A 24,223-nucleotide genomic window follows, 5' to 3' on the forward strand; every position below is an offset into this window, starting at 1 on the left:
CAGTCGCGAAGAAGCCCGCGAATGGGCTTCTTCGGCAAAGTCTGGTTGAGTAAGAAGGGACGATCCAGAACTCCATGACCACAGCACCCGCGCATGCGGGGTGGCGATTCAGGCAGCCGAGTGTCATTCCGGGTTTCGGATTGACGCTCGGCTTCTCGCTTGCCTACCTCACCCTCATCATCCTCATTCCGCTGTCCGGGCTGATCTGGCGCTCGGCCGCGCTCGGCTGGGCTGACTTCTGGGCGATTGCCAGCGACCGCCGCACGCTCAATGCGCTGGAAATCAGCTTCGGCACCGCCTTCCTCGCGGCGGCCGTCAATGTCGTCTTCGGCACGCTGGTAGCCTGGGTGCTGGTGCGCTACCGCTTTCCCGGCCGCCGCATCGTCGATGCCATGGTCGACCTCCCCTTCGCCCTGCCGACGGCGGTGGCCGGCATTGCGCTCACCACGCTCTATGCGCCGAACGGCTGGATCGGCAAATTGCTGATGCCGCTCGGCATCAAAGTTGCCTACACGCCGCTCGGCATCGTCGTGGCATTGGTCTTCATCGGCCTTCCCTTCGTCGTGCGGACGGTGCAGCCCATCATGGAGGAGATCGACAAGGAGGTGGAGGAAGCCGCCGCCACGCTTGGCGCCAGCCGCTTTCAGATCATCACCCGCGTGCTGTTCCCGGGCCTGGCGCCGGCCATCATCACCGGCTTTTCGCTGGCCTTTGCGCGCGGCGTCGGCGAATACGGCTCGGTCATCTTCATCGCCGGCAACCTGCCCTACAAATCAGAGATCGCGCCGCTTTTGATCGTCATCCGGCTGGAGGAATACAACTACCCGGCGGCGACCGCGATCGCGGCGATCATGCTGGCCCTGTCGTTCGTCATGCTTCTGGTCGTCAATCTCGTTCAGACATGGAGCCGCAAGCGCTATGGCTGATCCCGAAATCAAATCCTACGAACCCTACCATGAGAGCCGCTCGGCGGCGGTGACCGAAAGCCGTCCCGCGCAAGCCGTCCTGATGGCGATCGCTTTTGTCTTCCTCGGCGTCTTCCTGCTTTTGCCACTGATCATCGTCTTCCACGAGGCGCTGGCGAAAGGCGTCAGCGCCTATACGCAGGCATTGGGCGAGCCGGACGCGCGCTCGGCCATCCGTCTGACACTGCTTGTCGCTGCGATCTCGGTGCCGCTCAACGTCGTCTTCGGCATCTCTGCCGCCTGGGCGATCGCCAAGTTCGAGTTCAAGGGTAAGGCGTTTCTCACCACGCTGATCGATTTGCCCTTCTCGGTCTCGCCAGTCATTTCCGGCCTGGTCTATGTGCTGCTGTTCGGCGCGCAAGGGCTGCTCGGCGGGTGGCTGAAGGCACATGGCATCCAGATCCTGTTCGCGGTGCCCGGTATTGTGCTTGCCACCGTCTTCGTCACCTTCCCCTTCGTCGCCCGCGAGCTGATCCCGCTGATGCAGGAACAGGGCAATGGCGACGAGGAGGCCGCGCTTTCGCTCGGCGCCAATGGCTGGCAGACCTTCTGGTATGTGACGCTGCCCAACGTCAAATGGGGCCTGCTCTACGGCGTGCTGCTTTGCAACGCGCGCGCCATGGGCGAATTCGGCGCGGTGTCGGTGGTGTCGGGCCATATACGCGGTCTGACCAACACCATGCCGCTGCATGTCGAAATCCTCTACAACGAGTACAATGCCGTCGGTGCCTTTGCCGTCGCTTCACTGCTTGCCGGGCTGGCGCTCGTCACGCTGGTCTTGAAAACACTGCTCGAGATGCGCTACGGCGCCGAACTCGCCGCGACGCGCGGGCATTAGAAGGTTTTGTAAATGGAAGTTCGCGTTGCCAACGTGCGCAAGGAGTTCGAGCGGTTTCCGGCGCTCCATGACGTTTCGCTCGACATCAAGTCGGGCGAACTGATCGCTTTGCTGGGGCCGTCAGGCTCCGGCAAGACGACGCTGCTCAGGCTGATCGCCGGGCTGGAACGGCCGACGCGCGGCAAGATCTTCTTCGGCGACGAGGATGCTTCGCAGAAGTCGATCCAGGAGCGCAATGTCGGCTTCGTCTTCCAGCACTATGCACTGTTCCGGCACATGACGGTGGCCGACAATATCGGCTTCGGCCTGAAAGTCCGGCATGGGTCCTCGCGGCCACCGGCGCAGGAAATCCGCCGCCGCGCTTCCGAGCTTCTCGATCTCGTCCAGCTTTCAGGATTGGAGAAGCGTTATCCGGCGCAGCTGTCCGGCGGCCAGCGCCAGCGCGTGGCCCTGGCGCGTGCCATGGCGATTGAACCCAAGGTGCTTTTGCTCGACGAGCCGTTCGGTGCGCTCGATGCGCAGGTGCGCCGCGAACTGCGCCGCTGGCTGCGCGAGATCCATGACCGCACCGGCCACACCACCGTTTTCGTCACCCACGACCAGGAAGAGGCGCTGGAGCTTGCCGACCGCGTCGTGGTGATGAGCCAGGGCCGCATCGAACAGGTCGGCACCGCCGACGACATCTACGACACGCCGAACTCGCCTTTCGTCTACGGCTTCATCGGCGAATCGAGCTCGCTTCCCGTCAAGGTCGAGAATGGCGAGATCTGGCTCGCTGATCGCCCGATCGGGCTGTCGGCGCCGCATGCGCCCGAGGGCGAGGCGACGCTCTATTTCCGCCCGCACGACGTCGAACTGCTCGACGGCTGCAGCGGCTGCATCGCCGGTACGGTGGCCGCCAGCCGCCGCGTCGCCGGAACACGGCGCGTCGAACTCGAGATCGGCGGCGAACGCCAGCGGGTCGAGATCGAACTGCCGGTCGGCCATCCAGCGGCGCAGAAGAGCCGGGTGGCGTTCCGTCCGGGGCGCTGGAAGCTGTTTCCAGCGGCCTGATCTCCAGGTCAGACCCTATTCCAGCCAGTTCTCGACCTTCAGCTTCCGTATCCGGGTGAACTCCCCGATGTTGGCCGTCACCAGCGTGGTGCCCAATACGCAGGCGTGAGCAGCAATAAAAAGGTCATTGTAGCCAATGGGTTGGCCAACAGCCTCCAGCTCGGCGCGAAGTGCGCCGTACTCGGCATCCACCGGCACGTCGAGCGGCAGGACGGGGATCTCGGCCAGCAGGTCCTCGACCTTCTTGAGCAGCTTGGTCGATCCCTTCCTGGCGCAGCCATATCGCAATTCAGAGGCAACGACGATGCTGGTGCATACAGCGGCGTCTCCCTCGCGCACCATTGCACCGGCTGCCTTGCCGGCCGGGTTCCGGATCATGTCGCTGATGATGTTGGTATCCAGCATGAACCGCATCAAAAAATGTCCTCGGCTTCGACAGGCGCATCATTGATCTCTGGAAAGTTGTCCTCAGGACCAAGCGGCGCCTCTTTCGCCCATTGGGCGAGCAGCGCGGCAAGCCCAGGTTTGCGGAGCGGCTCAATGACAAGGCGGTCGCCTTCGCGGCTGATCAGAACCTTGTCGCCGGGGAGTTCGAACTCGACAGGAATGCGCACCGCCTGGCTGCGGTTGTTTCGGAACAGTTTCGCCTCCTTCGGTGGTGGCGTTGTCGTGTGGCGATGCTGGGGCATGCTTGCCTCCATTTGTATATGCCATATGTATATGCCAAATGACAGTCCTGGGCAAGCAACAGAAAAAAGGCAGGCCGAAGTCTGGAACAGAATTCTAAGGAACCACTGTGTTGGCCATATCTTTTCTCGCGGCAAGGTGGCGGAGCCATTACCCATGCCTCGCCCCGCCCCCTGCGCCACGGCTAAGGTCGGGCCATAACGCATTGCCTCCGGAGCCCTTTTTCATGAAGCGATTTTTTCTCGGCATTGCCACTGTTGCCGGCCTGTTCCTCGCATCCTCCCAAGCCTGGTCGGCCGACAAGCTGCTCAACGCCTCCTATGACGTCGGCCGCGAACTGTTCGTACAGGTCAACAAGGCCTTCGTCGCCAAGCATCCGGGCGTGACCGTCGACCAGTCGCATGCCGGCACCTCGGCGCAGGCGCGCGCCATCGCCGAGGGGCTCGGCGCCGATGTCGTCACCTTCAACCAGGTCACCGATATCGATTTCCTGGTCAAGAAAGGGCTCGTCTCCGCCGACTGGCAGAAGGACTTTCCCGACAACGCCTCGCCCTTCTATTCGCTGCCTTCGTTCCTTGTCCGTGCCGGCAATCCCAAGCACATCAAGGACTGGAACGATCTGGTGCGCGACGACGTGCAGGTGATCTTCCCCAACCCGAAAACCTCGGGCAATGCGCGCTACACCTATCTGGCGGCCACCGCGTACGCCAAGGAAGCCTTCAAAGGCGACGACGCCAAGGTGAAGGAGTTCATCACCAAGCTGTTCAACAACGTGCCGATCTTCGACACGGGTGGCCGAGCCGCGACCACCACCTTCGTGCAGCGCGAGATCGGCGACGTGCTGATCACCTTCGAATCCGAGACGCGCGGCATCCGCAAGGAGTATGGCGACGACAAGTTCGAACAGGTCACCCCCTCGGTCAGCCTGCTCGCGGAATTCCCGGTGGCGATCGTCGACAAGGTCGCCGACCAGCACGGCACGCGCGAACTGGCCAAGACCTATCTCGATTTCCTCTACACGCCCGAAGGCCAGGACATCCTCGCGCAGAACGGCAACCGGGTGCGTGACGCTGCCGTCGCCGCCAAATACAAAGCCAATTTTCCGGAAGTGCGCCTGCTGACGGTGGATGACGTCTTCGGCGGCTGGGATAGGATCCAGAAAGAGCACTTTGCCGCCGGCGGCCTGCTCGACCAGGCCTATGGCAGCCGCTGACGGTTGCGGCATGGATTGAACAGATGAGGAAAGCCGGCCTTGAGCCGGCTTTCTTCGTTTCTGCCATCAGCCGGGACGAATACGGCGCCATCCCGGCAAACGTTACAAAGAATCAACGCGTTTGTGCCTAACGTGCCTTTTGGCGTCTTGTTTTCGCGAAATACCATCGCGCGGCGGAACCGTCATTATTTGCACACAAACAGCCGCCAGATGCGGGGTGGTTGGGGCTTCAACGGGTTGACTCGGGCATGCTGACAAAAAAAGGCAAATACGGCCTCAAGGCCCTCGTGCATCTTTCCAGCCTGCCGGTTGGCCAATTGGCCTTCGTCAACGACATAGCGGTCGCCAACAATATCCCGAAGAAATTCCTCGATGCCATCCTGGGCGAGTTGCGCAATGCCGGCTTCGTCCAGAGCCGCAAGGGCAAGGAAGGCGGCTATCGCCTCGCCCGCCCGGCCTCCGAGATCAAGATCGGCCATGTCGTACGCGTGCTGGACGGCCCGCTGGCGCCGATCCCCTGCGCCAGCCGCACGCAGTACCAGCGCTGCGAGGATTGCGACGAGGCGACCTGCCAGGTCCGGCATATGATGCTGGAGGTACGCCAGGCAATCGCCGAGGTGCTCGATAACAGAAGCCTCGCCGCCATGCGCGATGCCGACAACGACGACTTCCCGGTCGAGCTGTCCTCGCAGATTTAGATCGACGGCTGGGGAGCGGCGTTTGTCATCGTAAGATTCCCTGATCGCCCAGGGCGACGCCAATGACAGGCGGCGATACCGGCTCATGAATTGGCCAGCAGGCGCATCGCGTCGGCAACGGCATCGGCGACGGGACGCGTCGCGTCGATTGTCAGCGCCCGCTCATCGCTGCCCGGCGGCTCGAGAATGGCGAACTGGCTGTCGACCAGGCTTGCCGGCATGAAATGGCCCTTGCGGCTGGCGACCCGCCGCCTTGCGGTCGTCGGGTCGATCTCCAGATAGAGGAAGACGATATCGGGGCAAAAACCGCGCAGGCGTTCGCGATGGCTGCGCTTGAGCGCCGAGCAGGCCGCGACCACGCCCTGCCCTTCGCCGATCGACGTCGCGATGCGCTCGCCGATGGCGTCGAGCCAGCCTTCACGCAACTGGTCGGTGAGCGGCTCGCCGCTTGCCATGCGCGCCACATTCTCCGGCGGATGCAGCCTGTCGCCTTCGATGAAGACGGCATCCAGCGCGGCCGCCAGCGCGATGCCGACAGCCGACTTGCCGCAACCGGCGACGCCCATCACCACGATGGCCAGAGGCATCAAGCGGGGAGCGCCCGCCGGCGCCTGCGCTGCTTCTCCGTCCACGGCTAGAGCATGATGCCGAAAAGTGTGAAGCGGTTTTCGGACGACATCATGCTCTATCTCCTTGATTTAGAGGCGGATTCAGATTTCAGGTCGATCCGACCTGAAATCATTCGGCTCTAGCGGCTTGCCGGCGCGCGGCCGTAGAGCAGCAGCATGGCGACAATGACGACGCCATAGATGATCTGCCGCCCCGCCTCCGGCATCTGCATGACCGACAGGATGGACTGCAGAAGCGTGATCAGGATGACGCCGGCGACGGTGCCGAGATAGGACCCGCGCCCGCCGAGGATCGAGGTGCCGCCGAGCACCACCGCGGCGATCGACGGCAGCAAATACGCATCACCCATCGACTGCGCCGCCTTCGAGGCATAGCCGGCCAGCAGCACGCCGCCAAAGGCCGAGAGCCCGCCGGAGACGGCGAAGGCAATCATCACCACGCGCCTCGTGTCGATGCCGGAGAGATAGGCAGCACGCTCGCGGTTGCCGATGCCGTAGACGGTCCGGCCAAAGCCGGTGCGGGTCAGCACGAAGACCATCGCGGCCCCGATCAGCGCCCAGATGATGACGGCGTTGGGCACGCCCGGAATGGCAAAGCCGGTGGCGAGGAAGCGCATCGCGCCGGTCGCCGAATCCTGAGGCGAGAAGCCGCCGGTGTAGACCACCATCAGCCCCTGTGCGACGGCGTTGGTGGCAAGCGTGATGATCATCGAGGGAATGCGCAGATAGGCGACGCCGATGCCGTTGACGACGCCGATCAGCACGCCGCAGAAGATGCCGAACGGTATGGCCAGCGCCACCCCAAGCGGACCGTAGGCGGCCGCCGCGCAGGCCATCATCGCGCCCGCCGCCACCGACCACGGCACCGACAGGTCGATCTGGCCGAGCAGGATAACCAGCATCATGCCGGTGGCGATGACCCCGAGGAACGAGGCCACCTTCAATTGCTGCAACAGATATTCAGGCGACAGGAAGCTTCTGGAATAGAGGCTGCCGACGAACAGCAACAGCACGATGCAGGCGAATGCGGTCAGCACCGCCGGATCGGCGCGGCGGATGAATTTCGGCATGCGGCCGGCAATGCCGCCAAGCGTCGTTTCGCTCACAGGAACCACTCCAGCCGGTTGCGGACCCGAAACAGGGCGAAGGCGCCGAGGCTGACCGCGATCAGCAGGATAACCCCCTGGAACAGCGGCTGCCAGAGCGGATCGAAATCGAACACGAACAACAGATCGCCAATGGTGCGGAAGGCCAGCGCGCCGAAGATGGCGCCGATGGCGCTGCCCTTGCCGCCGAACAGCGAGACGCCGCCCAGCACCACGGCGGCGATCGAGAACAGCGTGTAGGCGTTGCCGCTGGCATAGGCAGCGTCACCCGTATAGGTGAAGAAGGTCAGGAACAGCCCGCCGATCGCCGCCAGCAGTCCGGCCAGCGTGTAGGCGGCGAACTTGCCGCGCCTGATCGGAACGCCCGACATATAGGCCGCCGTCTCCGACGATCCCGCCGCGTAGGCCGCGCGGCCAAGCACCGAGCGGCTGAACGGCACCCAGATCAACAGCACGATGGCGAACAGCACGACGAGGCTCGCCGGCACCAAGTCGAAGACGCGTCCGGTCATCGCATCGGCCAGATCCTCATTGACCGAACCGCCCGGGAAGGGCCGCAACAAAAGGCCGATGCCATAATAAACGGCCCCGGTGGCGATGGTGGCGACGATCGGCTGCAGCCGGCCGTAGATGACGATGGCGCCGTTGATGGCGCCGCACAGAAGACCGGCCGCCAGCACGGCGATGACGCCGAGCGCCGTCTGCATGGGTGTGCCCACCACCAGCCAGGAGGCCAGGCAGTTGGTCAGGAGAAAGATCATGCCGACGGACAGGTCGATGCCGGCGGTGATCACCACCAGCGTCTGCGCCATGGCGACGAAGGCGAGCAGCACGCCCTTGTTCGCCGCCGTCTGCACCACATTGGCGGTGAAGCCGGCCGGGTGGTTCGAGGTGTAGATGATGAACATGACGATGAAGATGCCGAGCGCCAGCAGCGTTCCGCGCTGCTCCGCCAGCCAGTAGCGCCAATCCTTCACGCACTTGCTCCCAGGCCCACCGGGCTCTCCTCGCCATGGATGTTGAGCGCGCTCGCTATCAGCGCCCGCTCGGTGATCTCGGAGCCGACCAGTTCGCGCTTGAGCGCGCCGTCATAGAGCACCAGCACGCGGTCGCAGCAGCCGATCAGCTCGTCATAGTCGGTCGAATAGAACAGGATCGCCGCCCCGGCGTCCGCCAGCTTGCGCATCAGCTGATAGAGCTCCTGCTTGGTGCCGACATCGATGCCCCGCGTCGGATCGTTGAGCAGGATGATGCGCGGCTGGCGCATCAGCCATTTGGCGATGACCACCTTCTGCTGGTTGCCGCCCGACAGCGCGCCGACCGGTATGTCGAGACCCGCCGTCTTGATCGCCAGCAGGCCGACCATGTCGTCGATCAGCCGCTGCTCGGCGGCGCGGTCGATAATGCCGCCTTTGGACAGGCGGTCGAGCGCGGCGAAGGACAGGTTCTCGCGCACCGTCATCGGCAGCATCAAGCCCTCGGTCTTGCGGTCCTCCGGGATCAGCGCCATGCCGATGCCGTCCTGCCGCGCCTTGGCGGGGCTGCCGATCGCGACCGGCTTGCCATCGATCAGCACCTCGCCGGAAAGGCCGCGCAGCACGCCGAAGAAGGCAAGCAGCAATTCGCGCTGGCCCTGGCCGTCGAGACCGCCGAGGCCGACCACCTCGCCTGCCCTGACGGTCAGCGAGATGTCATGCAACCGGTCGGTCCACGAGAGCTTGCGGGCTTCAAGCCTGGGTGCGGCCGTAGCTGGCACGGCCGCCGGCTTGGCCGGGAAGATGTGGCTGTATTCGCGGCCGATCATCAGCTCGACCACCTCATTGTCGCTCTTCGAGCCGGCCTTGTAGCTGGCGACATTACGGCCGTTGCGGAACACCGTGCACTGATCGGCAAGTTCGGCGATCTCGTTCATGCGGTGCGAGATGTAGAGCAGCGCCAGACCTTCCGAACGCAGCCGTTTCAGGACGCCAAAAATCTTCGAGACATCCGCCGCCGTCAGCGCGGATGTCGCCTCGTCGAGGATAAGGATGCGCGGCTTTCTGGCTAGCGCCTTGGCGATCTCGACCATCTGCCTTCTTGAAAGGGGAAGATCCTTGACCAGCGCCAGCGGATGGATGTCGGCCGCACCCGCGCGGGCAAGCGCTTCCTCCGCGACGCGTCGTTGCGCCTTGCGGTCGATCATGCCGAAGCGTTTGGGGGGATCGGAAATGACGATGTTGTCGGCGACGCTGAGATCTGGAACCAGCGACAGCTCCTGGAAGATGCAGACGATGCCTGCCTGGTTTGCGGCGGCCGGCGACAGGAAGGTCACCTCCCGGCCATCCAGCGTCATGCGGCCCTCATCGGGCGCCACGACACCGGCCATGACCTTGATCAGCGTCGACTTGCCGGCACCGTTTTCGCCAAGGATGGCGTGGATGCTGCCGGATGTGACGACAAGCTCCGCCTTTTCCAGAGCGCGCACGCCACCATAGCGCTTGGATATGCCTTCCATCTGGAAGAGCGGAACCGCACTGTCCATCGGCCCTCCCCGGGGCGCTTTGAGCGTATCAAATGACCGGCGCCGCGGGAGATGCCACGGCGCCGGGAGTGCAGCCTACTGGTCCGCCTTGGTCTGCCCCATGATTTCCTGTGCGGTGAAATTGATGCCGCAGGTCGGGAAGGAATTGCCGACGAAGAAATTGTCGGACTGGTCGGGGAAGAAATCCTGACCAGCCTTGAAGTTGGGATCCTCGACGATGGCGAGCGGCAGCTTGACCGACTGCGGGACGACATTGCCTTCAAGCGCAGCGATCGCCGTCTTGATGGCAACCGCCACCTGCGCCGGGCCGGTACCGGCCGACGAGCACTTCAACCCGTCGGCCGCGTGGGCCGCGCAGAATTTGCGGAAGCCGTTCTCGGTCTCGCCGCCGAACGGCACGAAGGGATGCTTGGCATCGATCATCGCCTGCACGATGCCGGTGTCGCCGCCCTGTCCGGTGACGCCGTCGAAGGGGCCGTTGGTGGCGATCGCATCGGCCGACGCCTTTTGCGCAACGCCGTCATCCCACTTGCCGACCACCTCGGTGACGGCCCATTTCTTGCCCGACGCATCGAGAACCTCGTGGATGCCATTGTGGCGGTCAGTGTCGACCGATGTGCCGGCAACACCGCGCACCTCGAGCACCTTGCCGCCATTCGGCACATGGGAGACCAGCCATTTGCCCCACAGCTCGCCAAGACCCTTCTGGTCGACATTGACGTTGATGGCGTCCTTGGTGTCGAGAATGTTGTCGAAGGCAACCAGCACGACGCCGGCTTCCTTGGCGCGCTTGATCACAGGCCCGAATGCGGTCGGGTTCTGCGCGTTGACGACGATCGCGTCATAGCCGGAATCGATGAAGTTGTTGATCGCCGAAATCTGCGCCGGCACGTCTTCGCCGGTCGAGACGACCTTGAATTCCTTCAGCTTGGCGGCGACGTCCTTCTGTGCCGCATAGGCCTTCGCGGTCTGCACCATCTGGATGCGCCACGTATTGGCGATATAGCCGTTGGCGAGCGCGATGCGGTACGGCCCGGCCTTCTTGGGGAACTTGAAGAATTGCGTGTCGGCCGCCCAGGGTGCGAAACAGTCAGGCTCGGCAGCCGGACCCTTGACGATTTCGGGACCCGCGGCAATCGCGGACGAGCTCAGCATAACGAATGCAGTGGCGGCAACGATGCCACCGACGAGTGACTTGATCATCGATAATCCTCCCGATTGCAGTTCTGATTTGTTGCTTCAGTTTCATGCAATTCCCGCGTTTCCGGCAGGCCCTCCCGCCTTGCCCAGTCACGCCTGCCCAGGTGCCAACGACCTTCGCGCCACCTCCCCTTGCCGTCCCCATCGACCGAAGAAAAACTATCATATTATACATAATAAACAAGCGTGAGCTGTTGCTTATGTATAATAAACAAGCGCAGCACTTCTGAGGCGAGGCTCGTTCGCTAAAATGGTAGCGCTACCATAGCGTTGTGTAAAGCGCCATTTGAGCGCGCTCTAAAAAGCGTGTTCAGCGGGCTGTGCTCTCGCGGCGCTTGAGTTCGAATCCGAGGTCGACGATCCGCTGTTCCGGCCTGTTACCGGCGATCGCCGACAATGCCATGGCCACCGCCCGCCTGCCGATTTCATAGCGATGCGTGCGGATGCTGGTGATCGAGGGAAACGCCACCTGCATCATGTCGAGGTCGTTGAAGCCGACAATGCCGATGGTCTTCGGCACATCGATCGCCGCGCGGTGGCACTCGAACAGCACGCCGAGCGCGATATCGTCATTGTTGCAGAACACGCCGTCGAGCGTCGGCATCTTGGCCAGGGCATCGCGAAACAGTTCTCGCCCGAGCGGCACGCTGGACAACAGCGGCGTGGTGGTGACAAGGCGCGGGTCGAACAGCCCGGGCTTCTCCATCGCCGCGCGATAGCCTGCGAGGCGCCGCTGCGAGCGCGGGTCCATGCGTGCGCCGATGAAGCCGATGCGGCGATACCCCGCCTCGATCAAGTGCTCGGTCGCCGTCCTGCCGCCGTCGAAATGCGAGAAGCCGACCATCATGTCGACGGGATCGGGCCCGGTCTCCATCACCTGCACCACCGGGCAGCCGGCATTTTCGAGCAGTTTCCGCGAGGTTGGCGTCTGGTCGATGCCGGCCACGATCAGCGCTGCCGGCCGCTGCGAGCCGAACAGCTGCAAGAGCCGCTCCTCCTCGAGGCCGGAATAATGGGTGTTGCCAAGCTGGATGCGGAACGGGCTGTCCGACAGGCTGTCATAGATGCCGCGCACCACTTCGGCAAAGACGTTGTTGGTCAGCGACGGCACCAGCACGCCGAACACTTCGGCGCGCGCCGAGGCCAGCGCCCGCGCATTGGGGTCCGGCACATAGCCGAGCTCGTCGACGGCGGCCTGGATCTGACGGCGCAATTCCTCCGAGACGCGCTCCGGCTCGCGCAGCGCCCGCGACACGGTGATGGCGCCAACGCCGGCCTTGCGCGCGACATCCGCTATGGTCGGGCGGCCGCCGCCCCGTCGCGAGCGCGGCTTGATCAACGCCATCGCCCGCGCATATGGCCGCCCAAGCGCGCCCGCAATACGATCATCTCAGCTGTCGCCATCTCACCGGCCTGTTGCCGCAACCCTTGGTCTCTGGGGTCGCGCAGCCCTTGCCTATTGTCAAGCCGAGGCGCGCCTCAGGCTACCATGACAGCCCTGGGCCTTGCCTTCCACATGAACAGCCCGATCGCCCCTATGTTCAGCAAATTCCAGGCGATGCCGTTGAGGAAGGCTACGGCGTAGGAACCGGTCAGGTCGTAGATCCAGCCGGACATCCAGCCGCCGATCGCCATGCCGAAAATCGTCGCCATCATGACGATGCCGATACGCTGGCCGGCCTCCTTGGCGGGCAGATATTCGCGCACGATGATCGCATAGCAAGGCACGATGCCGCCTTGCGACAGGCCGAACACCAGCGACACGACATAGAGCGAGGCGAGCCCGTCGAACGGTATGTAGAACAACAGCGACAGGCATTGCAGCACCGAACCGATAAGCAGCGTCTTCACGCCGCCGATGCGATCGGCGACAAAGCCCGAGGCAAGCCGGCTGACGACGCCCGCCGCCATCATGATCGACAGCATGTCAGCGCCATGTGCCATGCCGTAGCCGAGATCCATGCAATAGGCGACGATGTGCACCTGCGGCATCGACATCGCCACGCAGCAGCCGAGACCTGCGACGACGAGCAGCCCTTGCATCGCGGCCGGCGACATTGGAATCGGCTGCACCGATCGGCTTCCCGGCGAGCCGTCGGCAGTGGCCTCCGGAGCACCGCGCCGCAGCATCAGCACCAGCGGCACCATGGTAACCAGGCAGAAGATGCCGATCGCCGCATAGGTGAAGCGCCAGCCTTCCGCCTTGATCAGCGTCGGCATGATTGTTGGCCAGAGCGCGCCGGCGAGATAGTTGCCGGCGGCCGCCGCCGTGACAGCAACGCCGCGCCGGCGATTGAACCAGTGCGAGATATCGGCGATCAGCGGCCCGAAGATCACCGACGTGCCGACACCGATCAGCACACCTTGCGCAAGGGTGAATTGCAGGATCGAGGTCGAAAGTGCGGCAAGCAGCAGGCCGGCCGAGAGCGCCACGGAGGAAATCAGCGCCGGGATCCAATAGCCCATGCGATCGATGGCGCGGCCGACCAGCACATTGCCGGCGGCAAAGCCCACCATGGTCGCGGTGTAGGGCATGGATGCCGCGGCGCGGTCGACGCCGAACTCGCCCTGCACGGCGGGCAGCACCACGACGACGGCCCACATGCCGACCGCACCGATCGTCGCCAGCACCATCGAGATGGCCAGGCGCATCCAGGCGTAGGAGCTGTCGATGCCGGGGCTTGGCCGGCTGAAGTCGGTTCGGGTCAAAGGCGTTTCCTGCCGGCGGTCTCGAAAACCGGCCTCCGTTTGCGCCACTATCGGCGCATTCTCGAAGTGCAGCAGCGCCAGAACTGGCAAATCCGTGGCTCCAGAGCGGACAGGAAGCCGGGAACCGACGCCACACTCTGGAGTTTTCCGACCATCAAACCACAAAGGAGTCCCAGCCATGACCCCTGCAGGCAGAAATGGTCGGCCGAGGTGACGGAGCATAGCAATGCCATGGATCTCGAGGATCACATCTTCGAAGCCGACGATGCCAAGAAGATCGCCGCCTCGCTCAAACGGTCGGCCGTACACAGCCACCGCCGCAAGGCCGAACCTTTCCAATCCGCCATGTCGATGCTGAATTTCTACATCAACCGTGCCGGCAAGAACCTGCCCGCTGCGCGCAGGCGAGTTCTTGAGCACGCCAAGGATGAATTGCGCGTGGCCTTCGACCGCGAGAAGGAAGATTAGCGGTCTACCGCGACTTGATCACGTGGTCGGTGTTGGCGAGCAGCTTGCGCACCGCGGCGCGCGCCGCGTCCGGGCGTTGCAGTCGGATGTTTTTCTCGATCGCCTCGTGCAGCTTCTGCACGTGATTGAGATCGTCGACCGCCCGCGTGGTGAAGGTGAAGAGATGGTCGAACGCGGATTCGATCAGCACGCCGAGTGGAACCAAAAGGTCATTGCCGGAGGCCCGCAGGATGGCCAGGTGGAAGCGTGTGTCGGCGCGCGTGCGCTCCTGCAGGCTGGCCGCCTCCCCCATCTCGCGGCAGGCCTGGCTGATCTCGGCCATCTGCTCTTCGGTCCGCCGCATAGCGGCGAAGGCGGTGGCTTCCGGCTCGATGATGTGGCGGAATTCCTGCACCGTCTTGAGGAACACCTCGCGGTCGGGCGACGTCGCGTACCAGGCGAGCACGTCACGGTCCAGCAGGTTCCAGCGTTCCCTGGGCTCGACCCAGCTGCCGATCTTGGGGCGTGAAGCAAGCAAGCTCTTGGCCATCAGCATCTTGATCGCCTCACGCACCGCGGACCGGCTGACGCTAAAGGTTTCCGACCATTTCGCCTCGTTGGGCAGGATGGTGCCGGGCGGATAGTCGCCGCGCACGATCCGCAGCCCAATTTCGCTGGCCAGCGAGGTGTGCACGCTGGCGCCGGGAATGCGCGCCGCGTCGGGCCGGCGAACACCGGAGGGGCGTTCGGCGGATGCCGGCTTTTTCGGCGATTTTTCCTTGTTCGGCTTTGCGTCCCGCATGGACTTCAGAAAGGCCGGTTTGCGGAAGCTGTCAAGCGCGGCGGGGGCGTTGGGCCGCAAAGCCCGCTTCTATGCACAACCCAGCCGCGATTTTATCCCCGTTCGGCCTATTTGACGTATTTGCGCCAGCTATGCTCGGGACGGAAGCCCAGCATATCGCGCGCCTTGCGGTTCGACAGCAGCGTCTCGTACTCGCCGAGTGCGGCCTTGACCGGCACATTGGGATAGAATCGCTTCAGGAGTTCGGCCGTCGGCAGGTCGGACGATGTGTCGTCATTGGCAGCGTTGAACACCTGGTAGCCGAGCCCGTCCTTCTCGATGGCGCGCAGCGTGATCTGGCCGAGATCGCGCGCGTCGATATAGCTCCAGGCGATGCGCTTGCGGAAACCGGGATCGGCGAACCATTTCGGGAACAGCGAATACTCATGCGGTTCGATGACATTGCCGATGCGAAGCGCATAAATGTCGGTGCCGTTGCGCTGCGCGAAGGCACGCGCGGTCTTCTCGTTGACGACCTTGGATAGCGCATAGCTGTCCATCGGGTCGACGTCATACTCCTCGTCGAGCGGGAAATATTTGGGGTCGCGCGGCTCGTTGGCGAACACCAGGCCGTAAGTCGTCTCCGAGGAGGCGACGATCACCTTGCGGATGCCGAGCTTCACCGCTGCCTCGATGACATTGTAGGTGCCCATCGCATTGATACGGAACACTTCATTGTCGGGCGTGATCATGATGCGCGGGATGGCGGCGAAATGCACAACCGCATCCACCGGCTGCGGGCGCAGCGACGGATCGAATTCGTGCAGGCCCATATAGCTCGACAGCGCGTTGAACACCTGCCCGCTATCGGTGATGTCGGTGATCAGCGTGCGCACCTTGGGATTGTCGAGCGGCTTGGTGTCGATGTTGAGCACCTGGCAGCCCTGTTCGACAAGATATTGCACGACATGACGCCCAGCCTTGCCGCTGCCGCCGGTGAACATGATCCGCTTCGTCATTCTGGTCTCCATGACAGGCTCTGGAATTACCGTCTATTGTCAGACAATATTGCTTTCTGCAACCGCATATGGCTAAAACATCGGCGCAATTATCGATAATCCGGGATAGGACGACGACATGAACACCACCACCGCGCGCGAAAAGATCGGCTTCATCGGCCTTGGCCTGATGGGGCACGGCATTGCCAAGAACATCGTCGACAAGGGCTATCCCCTGACATTCCTTGGCCGCAAGAACCGCAAGCCGGCGGAGGACCTGCTTGGCCGCGGCGCCAGGGAAGCATCGACCTCGCGCGATGTGGCAGTGGCGTCCGATATCGTCTTCATCTGCGTCACCGGTTCGCGCGAAGTGGAAGCCATCATCCGTGGCCCCGGCGGCCTCAAGGAAGGCTTGAAGAAAGGCTCGGTCGTCGTCGATTGTTCGACCTCGGACCCGGTCTCGACCGTGGCGCTAGCGGCCGAACTCAAGGCGCTGGGCATCGACTATGTCGACGCGCCGCTGAGCCGCACGCCGAAGGAAGCCTGGGAAGGCACGCTCGACGCCATGGTCGGCGCCCCCGACGCCGTCTTTGCCAGGGTCAAGCCGGTGATCGAGACCTGGGCCGGCCGCATCGTCCATATCGGCGACACCGGCGACGGCCACCGCATGAAGCTGCTCAACAATTTCATCTCGCTGGGCTACGCCGCCATCTATTCCGAGGCGCTGGCCCTGGCCGAAAAGGTCGGCATCTCGCCGCCGCGTTTCGACAGCGTCATCCGCAACGGCCGCATGGATTGCGGCTTCTACCAGACCTTCATGCGCTGGACGCTGGAAGGCGACCGCGACGCCCACAAATTCACCATCGCCAACGCCTTCAAGGACCTGACCTATCTGGAATCGATGGCGGGAGCCGCCGGCATTGCCAACCCGCTCGGCAACGCCACCAAGAACGCCTTCGCCGGCGCCCATGCCACCGGCCCGGCCGAACAGTTCGTGCCGATGCTGGCGACGCATATCGGCAAGGTCAACGGCGTCGACCTGATGCCGACCAAGGATGGCAAGAAGCAGACGATCTAAGGCTCTAACTCTTTATTTTGACGCAATTCCCTCGGGAAAGCGCCACGCGCTTTCCCGGGAAAACCGTCTCACACTTTTCCTGGAATTGCTCTGACGGCCGGACGGCTACCGCCGCCGGCTTCCGATCCCCTCATCGGTGTCGGCGAGCAGCTTGTGCACGGCATTGCGCGCCGCCGCCGGCCGTTGCAGGCGGATGTTCTTCTCGATCGCCTCGTGCAGTTTCTGCGCCCGGTTCTGGTCGCCGACCTGCCGTGTCGTGAAGACGAAGAGGTGGTCGAGTGCGGACTCGATCAGCACGCCGAGCGGCACCAGAAGGTCGTTGCCCGAGGCCCGCAGGATGGCGAGGTGGAAGCGCGTGTCGGCACGGATGCGTTCCGGCAGGTTCGCCGCCTCCCCCATCTCACGGCAAGCCAGGCTGATCTCGGCCATCTGCTCGTCGCTGCGCCGCATGGCGGCAAAGGCGGATGCTTCCGGCTCGATGATGTGGCGGAACTCCTGCACGGTGCGCAGGAAGGCTTCACGGTCGGGTGCGGTCGCGTACCAGGCAAGCACGTCGCGGTCGAGCAGGTTCCAGCGCTCCTTCGGTTCGACCCAGCTGCCGATCTTGGGACGTGATGCCAAAAGGCTCTTGGCCATCAGCATCTTGATCGCCTCGCGCACCGCCGAGCGGCTGACGTTGAACGTCTCGGCCCATTTGGCCTCGTTGGGCAGGATGCTGCCGGGCGGATAGTCGCCGCGCACAATCCGCAGACCTATCTCGCTGGCGAGCGAGGCATGAACACTGGACCCGGGAAAGTGCGCCGCATCCGCCCTGCGCACGACCGCCGGATCGCGGCTGGCTTGCGCCTTGGCCCGGCTGGCTTGTTTCTTTGCCTTGTCCTGGGGCATCCACGTTCCAATAGGGTCGGCCGCCCGTCGCCCGGAGATGCTCCGAACCCTGTGTCGCGCCGATCCCGTCACCGAAAAATCCAAACCACGGACGCGTCAAGGCCGGAGCCTGTTGCCCCTTGCCACGGCGTCTCGCTCAGGAATTGACGGGGCGCCCGTTGCCGAGCGCCCCGGATCGAAAGACCTATTTCTGGATGCAGGTGTCGACCGTATCCTTGGTGCATTCGTCGAGGCCGGTGAAGACCGGATCGTCGACCTTCTTGCCCGTGATCAGGTCGATCATCACCGACGGCGCCTTATAGCCCATTTCAAACGGCCGCTGGCCGACCAGCGCGGTGACCAGGCCATCCTTGGCGATTGCCACTTCGTCGCCGATCGTGTCGGCGGCACCGATGACGAAGTCGTTCTTGGCCAGCCGGTCCTTCAGCGGTCCAACCAGGTCGCGATAAGGCTGCGGAGCGCCGAACAGCGGCCAGCCGCCCATGATGCCGAAAGCGTCGAGCTTGGGGTTGGCGGCGAGGATGTCGGTCATCGCCTGAACGCCCTTGGCGCCGTCGTCATTGGTGAACACCGGGCAGCCGGCGACTTCGGTCCATCCGCCTTCACCGGCAAGTGTCGCGAGACCTTCCTTGCCCGTCAGAGCGTCGCGCATGCCTTGTGCGCGGCGCAGGATGTTGTCGGCAGCCGGATTGCCTTCGATCGTGCAGATCGTGCCGCCCTTCGGCTTGGCCTTCTTGATGTACTCGCCGATCTTCTTGCCCATCAGATAGTTGTCGGTGCCGAGATAGGTCTTGCGAAGGGCTGCGTCTTCCTTTGCAAGGTCGGCGTCAACGGTCATGATCGGGATCGACGGATTGGCGCTCTTGATCGTCTGCGCGATCAGCGGCGCGTTGGACGGCGAAATCGCCATCGCCACCGTGTCGGGCTTGCTCAGCATATCCTGGACGATCTGCGCCTCGCCGGCCTCGTCGGAAGTCGACGCCGGACCGGTGTAGAAGCACGCATATTCCGAGCTCGCGTTCTCCTTGTTCCATTTCTCGCAGCCCTGATGGATGGCTTCGAAGAATGGATTGTCGAGACCCTTCACCACGATGACGAGCTGCTTCTTGGCCAAAGCCGGCCCGGCGCCCAGCGCCATGGCGGCGACGGCGGCGAGCAATACTGTTTTCCTCATGTCAGTCCTCCCTTGGAAACAGACGGACACGGCGTGCCCGCCATACAAATCGACCTGATGCGAGATGGCAGAGCCAACGCTCGTGCCGCCGGGCAAGGCCGATAAGCATTTTCAGATGCGACCGGACCGGCAACGTGCCGGAGCGGCCGATAACCTCCCGCGATCCCGCCGCAACGACGGCCTGGGACCAAGTATCTTTCTCCGACCGTCAGCTAATAACGGCGCGGCGTCAACGTCAATCGCTATTTGTCCTACAAAACGGATTTTTCAGAATCGTAGGTCGCTATTCGTCTGACAAATACCTGTTTCTTGTCGATCCGACAATTGACGCCCGCTCGGGCATTCGGGTAAATGCCGGTCAACGTTGCTTCCGGGAGGAATGGGGAGCACGATGTAAACGCTGCGACCTGGAACAGGCTGGCAGCAAGGCATTGGGAGGCTATAGGCTGGTGGCGGTTCTCGAACTCACCAATATCTCGAAGCATTTCGGCGCCATCCAGGCGGTCAACGACGTGTCACTGTCGATCGAACCCGGCCAGGTCGTCGGCCTGATGGGCGACAATGGCGCGGGCAAGTCGACGCTGGTCAAGATGATCGCCGGCAATTTCCACGCGAGCCATGGCACCATGCGCATGGACGGCAAGGAATTGATCCTGAACAAGCCGGCGGAAGCCCGCCAGCACGGCATCGAGATCGTCCACCAGGATCTTGCGCTCTGCAACAATCTGACGGCCGCAGCCAATGTCTATCTCGGCCGCGAGCTGCGGCGCGGCTTCGGCCCGTTCCGCATCCTCGACTATGCCGCCATGTACAAGCGCGCCGGCCAGCTCTTTGCCGAATTGAAGTCCGAGACCCGCCCCCGCGATCTCGTCAAGCAGATGTCGGGAGGCCAGCGCCAGGCGGTGGCGATCGCGCGCACCATGCTGTCGCAGGCCAAGATCGTGCTGATGGACGAACCGACGGCGGCGATCTCGGTCAGGCAGGTCGCCGAAGTGCTCAACCTGATCCGCCATCTGCGCGACCAGGGCATCGCGGTGGTGCTGATCAGCCACCGCATGCCCGACGTGTTCGACGTCGCCGACCGCGTCATCGTCATGCGGCGCGGACGCAAGGTCGCCGACAAGGCAATCGCATCGAGCTCGCCCGAGGAAGTCACCGGGCTCATCACCGGCGCCATCGAGCAGGTCTCGTAAGCGCGGCTAATTTCACCAGGCTGGCGCGGATCGCAGCCGGCAGGAAAGGTCGATAATGGCAGTCACCCTTGACCAGACGATCGCACAGAAGCAGCACAGTTTCTTCTCGCGGCTGTTCTCCACCCAGACCTTCTGGGTGGTGATCGCCGTCATCCTCGCCTGCATTTTCCTGTCGTTCGCCACCGACGCCTTCGCAACGTCGAAGAACCTTTACAACATCACCCGCAACATCACCTTTGTCGCCATCGTCGCGCTCGGCATGACCTTCGTCATCATCACCGGCGGCATCGACCTGTCGGTCGGCTCGGTGCTGTGCCTGTCGTCGATGGTGCTGGCCGTCACCATGCATGCCGGCTACTCGATCGAAATCGGCATCCTGGCCTCGATCGCCACCGCGCTCGCCATCGGCGCCTTCAACGGCATCCTGACCGCCTATCTCGGGTTTCCACCTTTCGTGGTGACGCTCGGCATGCTGTCGATTGCCCGCAGCCTGGCCATGGTCGCTTCCAACAACACCGTCGTCTTCCAGTTCGGCCCGGATCACGACAAGCTGCTGGCGCTCGGCGGCGGCGCCTGGGTGTTCGGCATCGCCAATCCGGTGCTCTACATGATCCTTTTGGCGCTGATCACCGGCTTCATCCTGCGCTGGACCAAGTTCGGCCGGCACATCTTCGCCATTGGCGGCAACGAGCACGCGGCGACGCTGACCGGCGTCCCGGTGAAGCAGATCAAGGTCGCCGTCTACATGATATCGGCGCTGTCGGCGGGCATTGCCGGCATCATCCAGACCGGATGGCTCGGCGCCGTCACCACCAATCTCGGCACCGGCATGGAGCTGCAGGTGATCGCCGCCACCGTCATCGGCGGCGCCAACCTGGCCGGCGGCGTCGGCACCGCCTTCGGCGCCATTGTCGGTGCGGCTCTCATCGAGGTCATCCGCAACAGCCTTGGCCTGCTCGGCATCAATGCCTTCTGGCAAGGCACATTCATCGGCGGCGCCATCCTGCTGGCGGTGCTGTTCGACCGCATCCGCAATTTCAGGCGCAGCGACTGATTCAAGCGCCTTTCCTTCTCCCCTGGGGGAGAAGGAAAGTGCCAGGCGTTATTCGTTTCACCTCCTATCGCTCAGTCTGAAAATCGGCCGAAGCGGCTCGCCTTGGTTATCGGCCAACAGCCGATGTCTTGACGGAAACCCGAAACCGGCCGCACAATCCTCGATGCAGGCGAAGGGAGGCCAGTCGTCTGCGGGAGGATATACCCATGACGGAAGCGATCAGGCTCTACTGGGGCCGGTTCGGACATGTTTCTGTCCTGAATGTCGCAAGCGACTTCGTCACCCATGCCCATGTCGAGGCGCATCTCATCATCTGGCTCGAAGGCACCGCCGGCGAGATGACCATCGGCCGCGAGACGGTGCGGCTCGGACCCCGCACCGCCGCCGGCATCAATTCCTTCCAGCCGCACAGCCATGTTCTTTCGCAAAACGGGACGCCCGGTCTGTTTCTCGCCTTCTACATCGATCCCGACTGGGCGCGCCGCCGCCGCGACCTGCCCTCTTCCGCGCCGCTGTTCGCCCAGGCCGCGATCACGCTGGAGCCCTGGCTGCACCAGGCCGCCGCCAGCCTGCTCGACCATCTGACCGACAATGAAAGCGTCGACGACGTCGCCAATTACGAGATCGAGCGCTTCATCGATTCGGTGCTCGATGCCGCCGATGCCTCGGCACCGCAGGAGGCGCGCACCCGCATCAACACCATGCAGGATTTCCGCGTCCGCAAGGCCATCCAGCTGATGAAGGCCAATGTCTGCGAGCGCATCTCCTTCGACGACGTGGCGCGCAGCGTCGGCCTGTCGCGGCCGCATTTCTTCGCCCTGTTCAAGGAACAGACCAATCTGACGCCAAATGTCTACTGGAACACGCTGCGCATGGAGGAAGCGGTGCGGCAGTTGCAGTGGTCGCAGGAGCCGCTGATTTCGGTCGCCTGCAATCTCGGCTTCACCACGCAAGGCAATTTCTCGCGTTTCTTCCGCGACCATGTCGGCGTGCCGCCGACGCTCTACCGCGAGGCCGCGCGGGCGAATGCCTGAGCCCGCCTGCCGGGCCTGAATTTTCAGACTCCTTGATACGCGCACAAGACGCATTGATAAGCGTCACTCGGGCCACCGCCCTACCCTTGCCCGACTGTCGCATTCGCAAGGGACGTCCTATGGCAAAAGTCACCATCTCCAGCGTCATCGACGCGCCGGTCGAAAAGGTCTGGGCGCGCATACGCGACTTCAACGGACTGCCATGCTGGCATCCGCGCATGGTCGAAAGCCATATCGAGGACGGCAAGAACGCCTCGACGATCGGCTGCGTGCGCAATTTCGAGCTGATCACCGGCGCGCGGCTGCGCGAAAAACTGCTCGACTTTTCTGATGAGAATTTTCTCGTCAGCTATTCCATCCTGGAAACGCCGCAGCCGCTGACCAACCACAAGGCGACGCTGCAATTGCGCCGCGTCACCGACGGCGACCGCACCTATGCCGAATGGACCGCCAGCTTCGACGCCGCCCCTGAAGAAGCCGACAAGATCGCCGCCGGCATGGGCGCCAATGTCTTCCAGGGCGGCTTCAACGCCCTGAAGAGCCATTTTTCTGGCCAGGACTGAGAACAGGAGCGTTCCATGGCGCTTGCCCTCCAGACTTTCCCGACCGTCAAGGATGCCAACGCGGCACTGAAGGCGGCCGGGACCCGCTATCTCGGCGGGGGCACACTCGTGGTCCGCGCGGCCAATGAAGGTGATGTTTCGGTCTTCGCCCTTGTCAGATCGACCGACCCGACGCTCAGGGGGATAGCGGTCGCCGACGGCAAGGCCCGCATCGGCGCATCGGTGACGATGGCGGCGATCGCCCGCCATCCGGAGCTTGGCGCGCTCGCCAAGGCCGCACGCGCCGTCGGCGGTCCGGCGATCCGCAACATGGCGACCATCGGCGGCAATCTGTTCGCGCCGGCGCCCTATGGCGACTTCGCCGTGGCCTTGCTGGCGCTCGACGCCACGGTCGGCACCGAGGATGGCGAATTGCCGATCGAGATCTTCCTGGCCAGGCGGGACGGCAGCCGCTCCATCGTCACGTCAGTCAGTTTCACACTGCCAAAGGCCGACGGCTTCCGTTTCCTGAAAGTGTCGCGGGTCAAGCCCAAAGGCGTTTCGGTGCTCAGCATCGCGGCCGTTCTGGAACGGGCTGCCGACGGCACCGTGTCCTCGGCACGGATCGCGCTTGGCTGCATGGCGGACCGGCCGGTGCGTGCCAAGGCGGCGGAAAAGGCGCTCGAGGGGAAGAAACTCGACCAGAATGGCATCGCGGCAGCACTGGCCGCTGCCACCGAGGGCATCGCGCCGATCACCGATCCGATCGCTAGCGCCTGGTACCGCGCTGAAGTCCTGCCGGTCCATCTCGGCCGGCTGCTGCTGACCTGAAATCACCGTTGGGGGGCGCGCGTCTGTCCGATCCGTCGGGCAGGCGCGCAAGGAGGAAACATGGCGAAGGTCCCGGTTCAATTCATACTCAACGGCTCCGAGAAAGCCGAATTCATCGACAGCGGCACGACGCTGCTCAACGCTTTGCGCGACAAGATCGGCGACACCTCGCCGAAAGGCGGCTGCCACCAGGGCACATGCGGCGCCTGTTCGGTCATCATCGACGGCGAACTCAGGCTCTCCTGCCTGACGCTGGCCGAAACCTGCGATGGCGCTGCCATCACCACGACATCCGGCCTTGCCGAAGGTGGCGTGCTGCATCCGCTGCAGCGCGCCTTCCTCGACACATTCGCCACGCAATGCGGCTTCTGCACGCCGGGCATGATCATGGCCGCCAAGGTGCTTCTCGACCAAACGCCCAATCCCAGCCGCGACGAGGTGGTGGAAGCGCTGTCGGGCAACATCTGCCGCTGCACCGGCTACGAGCCAATCATCCAGGCGGTGCTCACGGCGGCCCGCGCCAATTCGCAGAACGCAGCCTAGAGCCGGATGATTTCAGGTCTGTTCGACCTGAAATCTGAATC

Annotated in this window: 26 protein-coding genes; 13 read left to right on the plus strand and 13 right to left on the minus strand. The window is 63.6% G+C overall.

Going from position 1 to position 24,223, the window contains the following annotated elements; translation table 11 throughout:
• Positions 1–74 precede the first annotated feature (74 nt).
• From cysT to MAFF_RS07790, 3 genes are read left to right on the plus strand one after another with little or no spacing between them, the layout of a single operon-like run.
• A complete protein-coding gene (cysT, locus tag MAFF_RS07780) occupies positions 75–926 on the plus strand; it encodes a sulfate ABC transporter permease subunit CysT (protein ID WP_010910342.1) in 852 nt (283 codons plus the stop codon).
• Entirely contained in the window at positions 919–1,803 is an 885-nt protein-coding gene (cysW, locus tag MAFF_RS07785; RefSeq protein WP_010910343.1) for a sulfate ABC transporter permease subunit CysW, read from the plus strand. The genes cysT and cysW overlap by 8 nt, the downstream gene beginning before the upstream one ends.
• Before the next feature lie 12 nt (positions 1,804–1,815).
• The gene (locus MAFF_RS07790) at positions 1,816–2,856 is read left to right on the plus strand and encodes a sulfate/molybdate ABC transporter ATP-binding protein (protein WP_010910344.1); all 1,041 of its coding nucleotides are present in this window, start codon (positions 1,816–1,818) and stop codon (positions 2,854–2,856) included.
• Positions 2,857–2,871: 15 nt separating this feature from the next.
• Here the strand turns inward: MAFF_RS07790 and MAFF_RS07795 are convergent, their stop codons facing one another.
• Together MAFF_RS07795 and MAFF_RS07800 are read right to left on the minus strand one after the other, a co-directional pair.
• Positions 2,872–3,270, minus strand: a complete 399-nt coding sequence (locus tag MAFF_RS07795) for a type II toxin-antitoxin system VapC family toxin (protein ID WP_010910345.1) — start codon at positions 3,268–3,270, stop codon at positions 2,872–2,874.
• Entirely contained in the window at positions 3,270–3,545 is a 276-nt protein-coding gene (locus MAFF_RS07800) for an AbrB/MazE/SpoVT family DNA-binding domain-containing protein (RefSeq protein ID WP_010910346.1), read from the minus strand. The genes MAFF_RS07795 and MAFF_RS07800 overlap by 1 nt, the downstream gene beginning before the upstream one ends.
• 224 nt (positions 3,546–3,769) lie before the next feature.
• On the opposite strand from MAFF_RS07800, the gene MAFF_RS07805 reads away from it, so the two are divergent.
• The gene (locus tag MAFF_RS07805; protein ID WP_010910347.1) at positions 3,770–4,756 is read left to right on the plus strand and encodes a sulfate ABC transporter substrate-binding protein; all 987 of its coding nucleotides are present in this window, start codon (positions 3,770–3,772) and stop codon (positions 4,754–4,756) included.
• Positions 4,757–5,004: 248 nt separating this feature from the next.
• The gene (locus MAFF_RS07810; protein ID WP_010910348.1) at positions 5,005–5,454 is read left to right on the plus strand and encodes an RrF2 family transcriptional regulator; all 450 of its coding nucleotides are present in this window, start codon (positions 5,005–5,007) and stop codon (positions 5,452–5,454) included.
• A gap of 83 nt (positions 5,455–5,537) precedes the next feature.
• On the opposite strand, the gene MAFF_RS07815 is transcribed toward MAFF_RS07810, so the two are convergent.
• The 7 genes from MAFF_RS07815 to MAFF_RS07845 form a co-directional block, all read right to left on the minus strand.
• Positions 5,538–6,041 carry a gluconokinase gene (locus MAFF_RS07815; protein ID WP_244420736.1) on the minus strand — a complete coding sequence of 168 codons (504 nt, stop codon included), beginning with the start codon at positions 6,039–6,041 and terminating at the stop codon, positions 5,538–5,540.
• Between the two features lie 161 nt (positions 6,042–6,202).
• Complete coding sequence (locus MAFF_RS07820; protein WP_032930880.1) at positions 6,203–7,189, minus strand: ABC transporter permease; 987 nt, start codon at positions 7,187–7,189, stop codon at positions 6,203–6,205.
• Entirely contained in the window at positions 7,186–8,166 is a 981-nt protein-coding gene (locus tag MAFF_RS07825) for an ABC transporter permease (RefSeq protein ID WP_010910351.1), read from the minus strand. Before MAFF_RS07825 ends, MAFF_RS07820 begins: the two co-directional genes overlap by 4 nt.
• Entirely contained in the window at positions 8,163–9,710 is a 1,548-nt protein-coding gene (locus MAFF_RS07830; protein ID WP_010910352.1) for a sugar ABC transporter ATP-binding protein, read from the minus strand. The genes MAFF_RS07825 and MAFF_RS07830 overlap by 4 nt, the downstream gene beginning before the upstream one ends.
• Before the next feature lie 75 nt (positions 9,711–9,785).
• Positions 9,786–10,913: a sugar ABC transporter substrate-binding protein gene (locus tag MAFF_RS07835; RefSeq protein ID WP_032930882.1), complete on the minus strand. Its 1,128-nt coding sequence runs from the start codon at positions 10,911–10,913 to the stop codon at positions 9,786–9,788.
• Between the two features lie 307 nt (positions 10,914–11,220).
• Positions 11,221–12,255 (minus strand): LacI family DNA-binding transcriptional regulator, encoded by a 1,035-nt coding sequence (locus tag MAFF_RS07840; protein WP_010910354.1) that lies wholly within the window; start codon positions 12,253–12,255, stop codon positions 11,221–11,223.
• A 134-nt stretch (positions 12,256–12,389) separates the two neighbouring features.
• Positions 12,390–13,619 carry an MFS transporter gene (locus MAFF_RS07845; RefSeq protein ID WP_044550626.1) on the minus strand — a complete coding sequence of 410 codons (1,230 nt, stop codon included), beginning with the start codon at positions 13,617–13,619 and terminating at the stop codon, positions 12,390–12,392.
• A 231-nt stretch (positions 13,620–13,850) separates the two neighbouring features.
• On the opposite strand from MAFF_RS07845, the gene MAFF_RS07850 reads away from it, so the two are divergent.
• The gene (locus MAFF_RS07850) at positions 13,851–14,087 is read left to right on the plus strand and encodes a DUF3175 domain-containing protein (RefSeq protein ID WP_044548096.1); all 237 of its coding nucleotides are present in this window, start codon (positions 13,851–13,853) and stop codon (positions 14,085–14,087) included.
• Positions 14,088–14,091: 4 nt separating this feature from the next.
• Here MAFF_RS07850 and MAFF_RS07855 read toward each other — a convergent pair whose 3' ends face one another.
• Complete coding sequence (locus MAFF_RS07855; RefSeq protein ID WP_010910356.1) at positions 14,092–14,868, minus strand: FadR/GntR family transcriptional regulator; 777 nt, start codon at positions 14,866–14,868, stop codon at positions 14,092–14,094.
• Between the two features lie 107 nt (positions 14,869–14,975).
• Complete coding sequence (locus MAFF_RS07860) at positions 14,976–15,866, minus strand: NAD-dependent epimerase/dehydratase family protein (protein WP_010910357.1); 891 nt, start codon at positions 15,864–15,866, stop codon at positions 14,976–14,978.
• A 118-nt stretch (positions 15,867–15,984) separates the two neighbouring features.
• Between MAFF_RS07860 and MAFF_RS07865 the strand changes: the two genes are divergently transcribed.
• Positions 15,985–16,923 (plus strand): NAD(P)-dependent oxidoreductase, encoded by a 939-nt coding sequence (locus MAFF_RS07865; protein WP_010910358.1) that lies wholly within the window; start codon positions 15,985–15,987, stop codon positions 16,921–16,923.
• A 105-nt stretch (positions 16,924–17,028) separates the two neighbouring features.
• On the opposite strand, the gene MAFF_RS07870 is transcribed toward MAFF_RS07865, so the two are convergent.
• Entirely contained in the window at positions 17,029–17,811 is a 783-nt protein-coding gene (locus MAFF_RS07870) for a FadR/GntR family transcriptional regulator (protein WP_010910359.1), read from the minus strand.
• 184 nt (positions 17,812–17,995) lie between these two features.
• Positions 17,996–18,985 carry a sugar-binding protein gene (locus MAFF_RS07875; RefSeq protein WP_010910360.1) on the minus strand — a complete coding sequence of 330 codons (990 nt, stop codon included), beginning with the start codon at positions 18,983–18,985 and terminating at the stop codon, positions 17,996–17,998.
• Positions 18,986–19,434: 449 nt separating this feature from the next.
• On the opposite strand from MAFF_RS07875, the gene MAFF_RS07880 reads away from it, so the two are divergent.
• From MAFF_RS07880 to MAFF_RS07905, 6 genes are all read left to right on the plus strand, one after another.
• Complete coding sequence (locus MAFF_RS07880) at positions 19,435–20,178, plus strand: ATP-binding cassette domain-containing protein (protein ID WP_010910361.1); 744 nt, start codon at positions 19,435–19,437, stop codon at positions 20,176–20,178.
• A 55-nt stretch (positions 20,179–20,233) separates the two neighbouring features.
• Complete coding sequence (locus MAFF_RS07885) at positions 20,234–21,232, plus strand: ABC transporter permease (protein WP_032930886.1); 999 nt, start codon at positions 20,234–20,236, stop codon at positions 21,230–21,232.
• A 206-nt stretch (positions 21,233–21,438) separates the two neighbouring features.
• Positions 21,439–22,266, plus strand: a complete 828-nt coding sequence (locus tag MAFF_RS07890) for an AraC family transcriptional regulator (protein WP_044548101.1) — start codon at positions 21,439–21,441, stop codon at positions 22,264–22,266.
• A gap of 119 nt (positions 22,267–22,385) precedes the next feature.
• Positions 22,386–22,829, plus strand: coding sequence for an SRPBCC family protein (locus MAFF_RS07895; RefSeq protein ID WP_010910364.1), 444 nt, complete (start codon positions 22,386–22,388; stop codon positions 22,827–22,829).
• Positions 22,830–22,844: 15 nt separating this feature from the next.
• Positions 22,845–23,639, plus strand: a complete 795-nt coding sequence (locus MAFF_RS07900) for an FAD binding domain-containing protein (protein WP_010910365.1) — start codon at positions 22,845–22,847, stop codon at positions 23,637–23,639.
• Positions 23,640–23,699: 60 nt separating this feature from the next.
• Positions 23,700–24,182 (plus strand): (2Fe-2S)-binding protein, encoded by a 483-nt coding sequence (locus tag MAFF_RS07905; protein ID WP_010910366.1) that lies wholly within the window; start codon positions 23,700–23,702, stop codon positions 24,180–24,182.
• Positions 24,183–24,223: the final 41 nt, after the last annotated feature.

The sequence above is a fragment of the Mesorhizobium japonicum MAFF 303099 genome, from assembly GCF_000009625.1.
Lineage (GTDB): Bacteria > Pseudomonadota > Alphaproteobacteria > Rhizobiales > Rhizobiaceae > Mesorhizobium > Mesorhizobium japonicum.